The sequence below is a fragment of the Actinoplanes philippinensis genome, from assembly GCF_900113015.1.
Lineage (GTDB): Bacteria > Actinomycetota > Actinomycetes > Mycobacteriales > Micromonosporaceae > Actinoplanes > Actinoplanes philippinensis.
Window position 1 is genome coordinate 1 of record NZ_FONV01000033.1, and the last position, 11,480, is coordinate 11,480.

The window sequence follows — 11,480 nt, forward strand, 5'->3', positions numbered from 1 at the left end:
GCTTCGACGTCATGCTGATGTGCTCTCCTCAGGGCCGTCCAGGAAGAGTATCCCCTGGTAGACGGGCTGTCTCACATCAGCGTGACAGGGAGGGCTCGCGTTACGGTGCGGCGGTTCCTTTGCCGTGGTGGCTGTTGCGTTGCGGCGTTGCCGGTTCCTTTGTCGTGGTGGCGGTTGGTTGCGGTGTCTTCGGTCTCCTCGCCGTGGTGGTGGTCGCGTTGCGATGCCGGCGGTTCCTTTGCCATGGGTGTGGTCGTGTTGCGCTGCCGTCAGCTCTTCTCCCATGGTGCTGGCCCGCTTACCGTGTCGCGGTTCCGTTCGGCGTGGTGTCGGGAATTGCTCCGCCTTGCCCCGCGCATCCCGCTTGCGCCGGTTGAGTTGCTCGGCGTTGTGCCGGCATCGGGAATCCGCCGGCGTTCGGTGACGTCTCGGGCCTCCTGCTCGTAGCATCGGCACCGCGTCCACGCGTCTACAGTGGCGGCGGTGAGTGTTGATCGTCGGCCGCTGCTCAGTGAAGCGCCGGACCTGGTTCAGGACTGCGTGGCCGGGCTGCTCGGCGAGCCCGTCCTGGTGGAACAGGCTGCGGCGGCCGGGTTCACGCCGTCGATCGCCTCCATCGTCATGGGGCGGTCGGGAGTCCGGCTGTTCGTCAAGGCTGCACCCGTCGGGAACGGACTCGGGGAAGCTGTCGAGGCCGGAGCCGTGCTGGCCGACGCAGTCGGGGATCTCGGACCTCGCCTCGTGGGTGCTGCCACTTGCGGCGGTTGGCGGGTTGCCGCCTATCACGTTGTCGACGGAGTGACGATCGAGTCGTGGAGTGCTGCCGACGTCGACGAGTTCCTGCGGATCGTCGACCGGATGCGGGAGCGGCTCGAACCTTGCCCGGTCGAGGGCGTTCGGCCGTACGCCCACGATTTCGTTCCCTTGCTCGGGGATTGGGCGACGCTCGGGGTGACACGGCCGCCACCGATCTCCGCGCCGGTGGCTCGGCTCGCCGAGCTGGAGGCGCGCTGGACGGCCGTGCTCTCGCCGGGTGTCGCGCTGCACCATGGTGATCTGCGGCGCGACAACGTGATCCGGGAGCCTGGCGGGCGGCTCCGTATCGTCGACTGGACGCATCTGTGGACTGCCCCCGGCTGGTTGGACCTGGTTCGTGTGCTTCCCGACCTGGCGTCGTGCGGGCATGATCCGGAGTCCGTGCTACGACGGTCCTGTTGGAGGGACACACCGGCCGACGATGTGAACGTTGCGCTCGCCGGTCTTGCCGGACGGGCATGGCGTGACTGCGTGCTACCCGGCGAGCCGCGGCTGCGAACCATGCAGCGTGAGCAGGCCGAGCAGTTGTTGTCATGGCTGGATGCCCGCCTCCGCCGGAAATGAGTCCACAGCCCATGGCCCGGCCCCGCGCCGGTGGGTGCCGCGGTTCAGGCTGGGGTGAGGCCGGTGGCTACCGCCTTCAGGACGTCGGCCGGCACCCGGAGGTTGGCCTCGATCGTGATCACGGTGCGATCGGTTCCGGCGATCACGATGCCGTAGCCCGCGTTGTCGGCGGTGGATGTCCTCGTCAGGCGTGCCTTCCCGGCCGGGACGTCGAAGTTCTCGACGATGATCGCTCCGGTCAGATGACGGTTCAGGAGCCCGTTGAACGTCGTTGCGGAGACAGGTTGTGACGGCGGCGTCGACGGGCGGAACACCGTGATCCACATGTACGAGCCGCCATTGGCCTGCTCGAAGCGGCGCATCGACACTGCCACGTTCAAGTCCTGAGGGCCCGACGGGGTGCCCGCGTCGGTGCCGTCCGATCGGATGATCAGGGTGCTGCTGCTGCCCTGCTCGTCGATCCGGACACCGGTGGGGATGTAGCTGATCAGGAACCGGTCCACGTCGGGGACCGCTGCGGAGGCCGCCGGAACCGAACCGGGCGCCGGACGCAGTTGCGTGACGGCGACGGCGCTGGTGACGGCCAGAACCGCGAGCCCAGCGGCAGCGACCCGGAACATCCGGCGGCGGCGGACACCGCGCTGAACCCGATGCAGGAACTCATCCGTCACGGGTAGATCAAAGTCGGTCGTTTTCAGAATCTCCGGCATATGAGATCAGCCCTCCGCCGTCATGCGTTCACGAAGTGTCGCCAGGCCCCGCGACAGGTAGGAACGAACCGTGCCCGCGCTGCATCCCAACGCTGTGGCGATCTGGTCGTCCGGTTGATCGGCCAGGTAGCGCAGAGCGATCGCGGCCCGCTGCTGGGGTGGCAAACCGGCCAGCAGGTGCCGAACCGCCGCGATGTCGGCAACCGACGCCAGCGCCGCATCCTCGGCCGGACGGTCCGGCACCTCAGCGACCGGAATCGGACGGCGACGCCGCCGCTCGTTGAGGAACAGGTTGACCATGGTGCGCTGGGCATATCCGACGGGATTGCCGTCCCGGCGTACCCTCGACCACGCCAGGCCCACGCGGATCAGCGTCTCCTGAGCCAGGTCCTCAGCCGCGGTCCGATCCAGGGTCAGAGCGTTCCCCAGGCGCAGCAGGGCGGGAGCGCTCTGCCTCAGGAACGCTTCGAACCCGTTACCTCTCATACCCCTAACTACACAGCGGCGCCCCAGGTCTGTTGCGTCCTCGGCGGAATTTCCTAGGAGAGATGTGCGAGCACGCTGTCGAACGCCTGCACGACTGCTGTCCGGGACTCCTCGGTGTGGTCGAGCATGTCGAAGCCATGCCGGCCGTTCGGCACGTCGATCACTTCCAGGCGAGCGTCGGTGGCGGCTGTGACGAACTCCTGGACCGCCTCCGCTACGTCCGGGCGCTCGAGACCCGCACGAGTCAGCACGATCGGTAGCGTGCCGGAGCCGGTGACCGCCTCGATCGGGCGGAAGGCCGGGTCGACGGGCCAGCCGGCCAACGGCGCGAGAAGGGGATAGGTGGCCGCGACACAGCGCAGCCAGCCGGGCGGGGTGCGCAGCCAGTCGGCAAGCAACAGGCCACCTCCGGAGAAGAACCAGACGGCGATCCGGTCCGCGTCGACCTGCGGCAACTCGCGAGCGAGCCGGACCGCCGCGGCAACATCGGCGGCCGCCTCCGGATAGGCGGCCGGATGGTGCAGCCGGTGATCGACGGTCACCCCGACGACACCACGGGCCGCCGCGAGCGAGCCGTATCCCCGGTAGATCGGCCAGTCGCGTGGCGTCGGGCTCACCGCGGCCGGCACCGGGCCGCCGTGCACGAAGATGATCGCCGGACGCGTCTCGGTCGTCGCGGGAAGATACACGTCGACGTTCCCCCGGCGATCCGGCGTCACGGTCTCCACCGGCAGGACGAACGGCTGAAGGTGCTCGGGAAGCGGCATCCCCGCAGAGTACCGCTACCGGATCCGTCCGGTGGGTGACGCTCACAGCCCTCCTCCCAAGCTCGCCCGTCGCCTACCGTCATTGCCGTGAGCAGCAAAAACAAAGCCGGACGGCGAGTGATCGTGCTGGTGCTCCCGGACGTGAACCTGCTCGACCTCGGTGGTCCGGTGCAGGCCTTCGACGCGGCGGCACACCTGGGCGCCGACTACCGCCTGGAGTTCGTCGCCGCTGGTGCCGGCGAGGTGCGCTCGGCGCAGGGACTTCACCTGGCCGGCCTCGGGCCGCTGCCGGAGACCGGCCCCGGCGACCTGGTGCTGGTGCCCGGCCCCCGGTTGCCGGCGCCCGGCCCTGACTTCCCCGAAACAGCGGTGACCTGGGTACGTGCCGCGGTTCACGCCGGTGCACGAGTGGCGTCGGTGTGCACCGGCGCGGCCGTGCTCGCCGAGGCCGGCGTGCTCGACGGCCGCCGGTGTACCACGCACTGGTCGCTGGTCGATCTGATGCGATCGCGCTATCCCCGTGCTCGTGTCCGCGACGCTGTTCTGTACGTCCACGACGGGCCGGTCAGCACCAGCGCGGGAATCGCGGCCGGCATCGACCTGGCACTGTCCCTGATCGAACGCGATCACGGCCCGTCCCTGACCGCCGCGGTCGCTCGGGACCTCGTCGTCTACCTCCGCCGGGACGGCAGCCAGCGACAGGTCAGCGCCTTCCTCGAGCACCGGGGTCACCTCCACTCCGGCGTCCACCGGGTCCAGGACCATCTCGCGCAGCACCTCGACTCTCCACACACACTCGATGAACTGGCCGCCCTGGCGAACCTGTCGCCACGCGGCCTGAGCCGAGCCTTCACCGCGGCTACCGGTTGCACTCCGCTCGAATACCAGCAGCGCCTTCGCCTGGACCTGGCCGCGAACCTGCTCGCAGAGACGACGCTGACGGTGGAGGCGGTCGCCACCCGCTGCGGTTTCCGTGACGCCCGCCATTTCCGGCGGTTGTACGGCGCCCGCTACGGCAGACCACCCTCGGCCGGCCGGCCGGTGTGACCGTCTGAGCCCATCGTCCGGCATCACCACGGAAGGACTGCCATGCTTCGTGTCCTCGTCGGAATCGTCTCGGCCGTAGCCGTGCTCGTCGGCGCGGTGCTGGGCGGAGTCACCGTCACCATGAGGGACAGCTATTCCGCCGGTGGCGGGAGCGGCCCCTTCTCGGGCGGCTGGCCGGTTCCTCGCAGCGCACCCGCCGGAGCAACCGTGGTCGCGGTGCTTCTCGGCACCGACGGGACGGTTGTCAGCGACGCCCTGCTGCCGTACGAGGCGTTCGCCCGTGACTCCCATTTCTTTGTCTACACCGTGGCCGCGGAACGTCGGCCGACTCCGCTCTCCGGAGGACTCGGAGTGGTGCCCGAGCACACCTTCGACACGGCGCCCTCGCCCGACGTGGTGGTCGTCCCTGCAGTGGTCCGGCAGGAGCCGCAACTGCGGGACTGGCTCCGCGGGCAGGCGTCGCGCGGGGCGTACCTCCTGGGGGTCTGTGCCGGTGCCGAGGTGCTCGCCGATGCCGGACTGCTGGCCGGGCGCCGGGCGACCTCGTTCTGGCAGCGTCTCGGCGGGCTCCGCGACTCCCATCCGGACACCACGTGGCTGGCCGGCGAACGTTTCGTCGAGGATGGCCGGATCATCACGACCGCCGGTGTGACCTCCGGTCTGGCCGGCTCGCTGCGCCTCATCGAGCTGCTCGCCGGCCCGGACGTGGCCACCCGAGTCGGACGCGAGGTGTCTTACCACGACTGGGCGCCGCGAACACTCACCCACATCCCGGAGCGAAGCCTGGTTGTCGGCGACCTCCCCTATGCGCTGAACGCCGCGTTCCCCAGGCTGCGCCCGACGATCGGCATCGGCCTCACCGACGGCGTCGGCGAGATCGATCTTGCGGCAGCCTTCGAGACCTACGCCGGGACGTCCTTCGCCGCCCGAACAGTGCCGGTGGCCACGCAACCGACGGTGACGACACGCCACGGCCTGCTGTTGACGGCCGACCTGATGCCAGTGGACCGGCTCATCGTCCCCGGAGTGGACCGGCCCGGATCCGGGACGGCCATCTGGGCCGCTGACCGCCACATCGACATCACGCTGCCGCACGCGGGCCGGAAGCCGGGTGAGTTCGCCTTCGATCCTCTGCTCCGCGACCTCGCCGAGCACACCGACCGGGCGACCGCCCGTACCACCGCGAAGTTCACCGAATACCCCGTCGATCATCTGATGCTCACCGGTGCTGCATGGCCTTGGCGGTCCACCGTGATCGCTGTGCTGGTCCTCGGCGCCGCTGTCGGCGCGGGTGTCCTGCCCACATGGGTCGCGCGACGCCGTCGACGACGTATGCATTCACCTGTGCTCGGCCTCGGGCCGGCGACGACGCACGCTTCTGCCGATGCTCGATCGCCGTCTCTGCCGGGGTAGGCGTCAAATGCAGTCGACACGATAATCACTGTCGATGTCGTAAGGGGCATGGCTACTCTCCTTCGGATGGAGATCCGGAAGCTGACGGCATTCGACGGTGCTGAGGCCCAGACCTGGTACGACGCGCGGCACGCGGGGGCGACAGCGGATCGGCATGCGGCGCTGGTGACCGGCCGCGCCACGGAGTTGCGGTCACTCGCCGCCAACGACACCAACCCCAACCGGCATCGCGAGGCTTGGGGCGCCTGGAACGGAGATACCTGCGTCGGCGGAATGCTCGTCGAATGGGCGCTCCAGGAGAACCCGCACCGCGCCGAGATCGACATCGCCGTTCCGGTGCCTCATCGTCGTCAGGGCGTCGGGGCTGCACTGTGGGAAGCAGGGGCCCAGCGGGCGGCCTCGGCCGGGCGGACCACCGTCAACGTCGAGGTGCACGTCCCACGCGGCAGGCTCCTCGGCGAATGGCCGGGCGGCCGCTTCGCGTTGGCTCGCGGCTTCGTCTCCGGACTCGCCGAGGACCGTCTTGTTCTCGACCTGCCCGTGCCTGAGCAGACCCTGGACCGGTACGAGCGGCCGGCTCCCGGCTACGGGGCCCACTCCTGGCACGGGCCGATGCCGGCGACATGGTTGCCGGCGCTCGCGGAACTCGTCAGCGAGATGTCGGCCGACGTGCCGACCGGCGATCTCGACGTGGCGGCCGCGCGGTGGGACGCCGAGCGGGTCGGCACCAACCAGGAGCGGCTCACCACGATCGGGTACGCCCTCATCACCACCGTGATCACCACCGGCGGGGGTGAACCTGCCGGCTACACGCAACTGCTCGTCGACGGCGACGGCGTCCACGTGCACCAGGACGACACCTACATACGCCGAGCACACCGCGGCCACCGGCTCGGTGGCCTGGCCAAGGCCCGCAACCTGCGTGAGCTGGCCGCGCGCCATCCGCACGCCCGTCACGTGCACACGTGGACCGCCGAGTCCAACGATGCGATGCAGGCGATCAACGATCGGTTCGGCTTTCGCCCGGTCGAGACCAGCCACTCCATGGAGTCGTCGATCGGCTGACAGCCGGCGATACGTCTTCGGCGGGTGATCACGCCGCTCGCCGAGGAGCACCGCCTGACGGCCTCGCAGCTGGTGGCCCGCTGCCGGGCGGGTTGCACTTCCCAGATGGCGGCCGCCCGAGTCGTTGGTTGCGAGCACCTGTCGCGGATCGGTCGGCTCGCGGAGTACGGGTGGCGGTTGATGGCGGGCTGATTCGCTTGTTGCGGGCTGTAGTTGGTGATCGATCGGCTCACTGGTTGCGGGCATCAGCTGAGGACTGGCCGACTCGCGGGCCGCGGGCGCCGGCTCACGGCTTGCCGGCTCGGTCATCGTGGGCATCGGATGACGGCGGTTCGGGCCGCTGGCCGTTACCGCCCGCCTCCGGAACAGGGCATCAACGGAGGTTGCCTGGGATTGTGGAAGGTCGTCGACCCGATGAAGGGGAGCCGTCACGACAACGGACTGGCTGGTCATGAGGACCGGGCCGCGGCGGTGCTGACGCGGGGAACAGCAAAGGGCCGGCAGCGGTCCTCCCGGTGACACGGACTGTGAAGCGGGCGCCTTCGATCGGCGCGGGGGCGTCGTGGACCACAGCGCCCAGGTGCAGGACCCAACGCCCCGGCTCGAGGTGTGCCGAGCCGGGTACTTGAGCCTCGAAGTAGCAGGTGAACGGCTCGCAGCGAACGGCGCGAGCCTGCCGTCGAGGCTCTGACTCGGTCGATCGCGGTCGCCCGACGGTGGCGCCGGATTGTCGCCGGCGTGACGCAGCATCTGACGGTTGAACGCGCTGGTCGGACGGTGTGGACGGGAGCTACGGCCTGATGCGAATGGAGCCTGGACCGCCTGACATGGATCGAACACGGGGTCGACAGTCCCTTCGCTGTAGCTGATGTGGCGCGCTGACCCTGCTACCAGTCCTTTGGAGGAGTGCGTCTCTTCCGGCGAGGGCTGAGGCCTCGTCGTGTGAGGCGTCCTGTTTGTTGGGCTGCTCTGCTGCATGGAGGGGGAGCTGCTTGCGTCTCTCTTGGCCGGATCTCCGGCGTGGGTGGTCGGCCCCAGCGTGCGAGCAACTCGAACGCGTCCATGATCACCGTGGATCGCCAGCCGGCGGGACGCTGAGCAATTGATGCCCGGCCGCCTTGTCTGCGGCTCTGTTGCCCGTGACGACGGCTGTCATCGCCGCCAGCGCGGAGGCCCGGGGATCGAAGTAGCCGTCATGACCGTCGACGTCGCCGCACGGAAGGGGGCGAGCTCCGAACTCGGGGTCGGAGGGCAACCGGCCGTGACCGAGACCCAGAAGGCGTACGCCGGGGACCCGGCGGATCCAGTCGCCGGGCGCGGCACACGCCCACACCTGGGCGGTGGTGCCCAGGTCGGACCGGCTGCTGACGCCCATACCGGGGCTACCGACCGCGATCAGATCGGTGACCTGGCCGCTGAGGTGAGTCGCGGCGAGGCCGGCGACGGTGGAACCGTAACTGTGACCGATGACGACGATCGACCGATCGGGACGATCGAGCACGAGGCCGTCCACGAAACGGCGGAGAGACTCCGCACCGGCGATGGCCCGATCCTCACGTACCGCATGGAGGTCGAGGCCCTCGGGCGCGTCATAGCCGAGCCATGCGATGACGGCCACGTGTGAGCCTGCACCGGTGGCGCGAACCGCGTCGAACAGCTGCCCGGCCTGCCAGGCGGGTGCGCGTCGCTGCACCCCGCCATGGCCGGTGTCGAACTCGGGCAACTCGTTGTCCGAACCCGGAACGAGGATCACCACCCGGGTGGCCGTCTCGAGATCGCCCAGAACCTCGGCGATACGGCCATCGCCACGGTCGTCGTAGACGAGAGTCTGCCGACCGGCATCCGACGGACGCCTCGCCCGGTTGGCAGCGAAGCGAAGCGATAGCGGTGCCCCGTCGAGATTGCCGACGATCTCCGGATAGCGACCGGTGAGACCGGCCGCTTCGGCGGGGGTGAGATGGGCGAAGAACATGGCTGTCCGCTCCGGGGTCGCCGCGCCGGGGTCGGGCGGAGCGGTCGGCTCGGCGAGCCATGCGGGAAGCGACACCGGTGGCGCCGGCGCCTCGGGTCGAACTGGCCCGAGCAGCGTGCCGCCGATCAGGCCGAGGCCGGCAAGGGTGGCTGCCGCCAGGGTTTTCCGAGATGTGAAGGCGATGCGAGGCATGGCATCGAGACTCGTGGTGAATCGGTCCCGGCACAGTGGAGCAGGCACGCGCTTGATGGTTCGGTTATCCGAACCCTCGATGCTAGTGCTGGCACCATCGCGCTCGGCGGTTCGGAGAGGGATGCTTTCCGCGATGAAGCTATTGACAAGGATCTTCGACAGTCGCTCGCGGCGCGGTCTGGCATACCTACTGCTGGTCCTGCCGATCGATCTGCTGAGCTTTCTCCTCCTGGTCCTGGGTTGTCTGTTCGGCACCGTGTTGCTGCTGACCCCGCTCGGCACCTGGCTGCTCGCCCTGGTTCTGCAGGGGGCGGCGGGCCTCGGCGGTGGGCGGAGAGCGCTGGCCGCCCGGATGCTCGGCGACGAGGTTCCCGCGCCGGCTCCCCCGGTTGCGCCCGGGGGAGGCCTGTTCAAGTGGCGACGAGCGGTCCTGCAGGATCCGGTCAGTTGGCGGATTCTGGCATATGCCCTGATCAAACCCCCGGTCGCGGTGCTGTCACTGGCGCTGGCCGGCGGCTTCTACCTGTACGGGCTGATCAGCTTGATATACCTGCCCTTCTACGAAGGAGTGCTCGGCGTCGAGGCGGTCGCCATCCTGGTGACCAGCGTGATCCTCCTGCTGCTCGGGCCGTGGATGCTGCGCTCCGTGCTCGGCATCGAGCGGATGTTGATCCGTGGGCTGCTCGGGCCGACCAGGGCCAACCAGCGGATCAGCGACCTGCAGGACTCCCGGGATCGCGCTGTCAAGCACGCCGACATCACCCTGCGGCGGATCGAACGAGACCTGCACGACGGTGCCCAGGCGCGGCTGATCGGAGTCGGCATGCACCTGGCTATCGTTCGCGAGCTCATCGGCGCCCAAGCATCCACCGAGCAGGTTGTGGCAGCGGTCGATGCGGCCCAGGACACGCTCGCCACCGCCGTTGCCGAGCTGCGAGATCTGGTGCGCGGCATTCACCCGCCGGTGCTCGACGCCGGGCTGGAGGCGGCGCTGGCGACCGTTGCCGCGGGCAGTGCTGTTCCGGTGACGGTCGAGGTCTGCCTGCCACAACGACCGCCTCCGGCACTGGAGAGCATCGCCTACTTCACCGTTTGTGAGTTGCTGACGAATGCGGGACGCCACAGCGGGGCCCGCAACGCTTCGATCCGCGTCGACCTGAGTGGAGACGTGCTGCGGTTGCGGGTCCGTGACGACGGGCAGGGTGGTGCGTACCAGCGGGCTGGTGGCGGACTTGCCGGGTTGTCGGAGCGGATCCGGGTGGTGGACGGCGAGCTGCAGATCGACAGCCCACCCGGTGGTCCCACCATCGTCACGGTCGAAATTCCATGCCCAGCGGCAGAGGAGCCACCTCAACACCAGCGACCGGGGTCGAAGGGTTTGGGAGCCGCATCAGGCCTACCGGTTCCGCGGTGACAGGTGCCATCCGGGGCGAGGCCGTCGTGGGGCATGCAGAGTTGGCCTCAGCTGCAACAACGGATGGGCCCGCTTTGCCCGGCCGGCGCAGCTGGCCCGGAGGCAGCCGCAGCGGCGGACGCCGCGGGATGAGGACGAGGGATGACGTCGCGGGATGGCGGCGCGAGGAGAAGGTGAGGGGATGACGTTGTGGTGTAGATCGCGGCGCTCTTCCTGCCGGAGGCGATGGGAGGGGCGGGCATGAGAGCCGGCCGACGGTAGGGGGCGTTACCCCACGAGGTGGTTTGGGACAGGTAGGGATCGGCTCGTGGAAGCGCCGATTGTGGGAAAGGGCCTTGAGAGAGACATGCGTGTCGTCATCGCTGAGGACTCCGCGATTCTGCGGGAGGGCCTTGCCCAGTTGCTGGCCATGAGGGGCCACGAAGTGCTGGCCGCCGTCGTTGATGTGCCCTCGTTGTTCGAGGCGGTGGATGCTCAGGCGCCGGACGTGGCGATCGTGGACATTCGATTGCCGCCCAGCCACACCGATGAGGGTCTGCGGGCGGCGATTCGGCTGCGGCGGGAGTGGCCCGGGGTCGGTGTGCTGATCTTCTCGCAGTATGTGGAGACCGCGTTCGTGGCCGAGTTGCTGGCCGGCGGATCGGAGGGGGTCGGCTACCTGTTGAAGGAGCGGGTTGTCCAGCTGGACGACTTCGTGGACGCGCTGCACCGGGTGGCCGCTGGTGGCACCGCGCTCGATCCACAGGTGGTGACGCAGATGTTCGGCCGGAGCCGGCACCGGGAGTTGCTCGGCGAGTTCACTCCGCGGGAGCGGGAGGTGCTCGCACTCATGGCGCAGGGGCGCTCCAACACGGCGATCGCCACGGCGATCCGGGTTTCCGAACGGGCGGTGGAGAAGCACGTGAGCAACATCTTCGGCAAGTTCGATCTGCCGCCGTCGGATGCCGATCATCGACGGGTGCTGGCAGTCATCCGCTACCTGCAGAACTGAGACGGCGATGAGAACGCAACGCGGCGGCCCGGAGACCGGACCG

At 69.1% G+C, this 11,480-nt stretch carries 10 protein-coding genes; 6 read left to right on the top strand and 4 right to left on the bottom strand.

The window, feature by feature from the left end; all coding sequences use genetic code 11:
* Positions 1 to 483 precede the first annotated feature (483 nt).
* Positions 484 to 1,380, top strand: coding sequence for an aminoglycoside phosphotransferase family protein (locus BM290_RS44960; RefSeq protein ID WP_239144123.1), 897 nt, complete (start codon positions 484 to 486; stop codon positions 1,378 to 1,380).
* 44 nt (positions 1,381 to 1,424) lie between these two features.
* On the opposite strand, the gene BM290_RS44965 is transcribed toward BM290_RS44960, so the two are convergent.
* From BM290_RS44965 to BM290_RS44975, 3 genes are read right to left on the bottom strand one after another with little or no spacing between them, the layout of a single operon-like run.
* Complete coding sequence (locus tag BM290_RS44965; protein WP_093622149.1) at positions 1,425 to 2,051, bottom strand: hypothetical protein; 627 nt, start codon at positions 2,049 to 2,051, stop codon at positions 1,425 to 1,427.
* Between the two features lie 45 nt (positions 2,052 to 2,096).
* Positions 2,097 to 2,576 carry a SigE family RNA polymerase sigma factor gene (locus tag BM290_RS44970; RefSeq protein ID WP_093622150.1) on the bottom strand — a complete coding sequence of 160 codons (480 nt, stop codon included), beginning with the start codon at positions 2,574 to 2,576 and terminating at the stop codon, positions 2,097 to 2,099.
* Positions 2,577 to 2,629: 53 nt separating this feature from the next.
* Positions 2,630 to 3,343: an alpha/beta hydrolase gene (locus BM290_RS44975; protein WP_093622151.1), complete on the bottom strand. Its 714-nt coding sequence runs from the start codon at positions 3,341 to 3,343 to the stop codon at positions 2,630 to 2,632.
* Positions 3,344 to 3,430: 87 nt separating this feature from the next.
* Between BM290_RS44975 and BM290_RS44980 the strand changes: the two genes are divergently transcribed.
* The 3 genes from BM290_RS44980 (at position 3,431) to BM290_RS44990 (ending at position 6,868) form a co-directional block, all read left to right on the top strand.
* Positions 3,431 to 4,390 (top strand): GlxA family transcriptional regulator, encoded by a 960-nt coding sequence (locus tag BM290_RS44980; RefSeq protein ID WP_093622152.1) that lies wholly within the window; start codon positions 3,431 to 3,433, stop codon positions 4,388 to 4,390.
* 42 nt (positions 4,391 to 4,432) lie between these two features.
* Positions 4,433 to 5,803: a DJ-1/PfpI family protein gene (locus BM290_RS44985; RefSeq protein ID WP_093622153.1), complete on the top strand. Its 1,371-nt coding sequence runs from the start codon at positions 4,433 to 4,435 to the stop codon at positions 5,801 to 5,803.
* Between the two features lie 66 nt (positions 5,804 to 5,869).
* Positions 5,870 to 6,868: a GNAT family N-acetyltransferase gene (locus BM290_RS44990; protein WP_177320175.1), complete on the top strand. Its 999-nt coding sequence runs from the start codon at positions 5,870 to 5,872 to the stop codon at positions 6,866 to 6,868.
* Between the two features lie 1,066 nt (positions 6,869 to 7,934).
* Here BM290_RS44990 and BM290_RS44995 read toward each other — a convergent pair.
* Entirely contained in the window at positions 7,935 to 9,032 is a 1,098-nt protein-coding gene (locus tag BM290_RS44995) for an alpha/beta hydrolase (RefSeq protein ID WP_093622155.1), read from the bottom strand.
* Positions 9,033 to 9,153: 121 nt separating this feature from the next.
* On the opposite strand from BM290_RS44995, the gene BM290_RS45000 reads away from it, so the two are divergent.
* The gene (locus BM290_RS45000) at positions 9,154 to 10,446 is read left to right on the top strand and encodes a sensor histidine kinase (protein WP_093622156.1); all 1,293 of its coding nucleotides are present in this window, start codon (positions 9,154 to 9,156) and stop codon (positions 10,444 to 10,446) included.
* Positions 10,447 to 10,792: 346 nt separating this feature from the next.
* Positions 10,793 to 11,437: a response regulator transcription factor gene (locus BM290_RS45005; RefSeq protein ID WP_093622157.1), complete on the top strand. Its 645-nt coding sequence runs from the start codon at positions 10,793 to 10,795 to the stop codon at positions 11,435 to 11,437.
* The last annotated feature ends 43 nt before the right edge of the window (positions 11,438 to 11,480 follow it).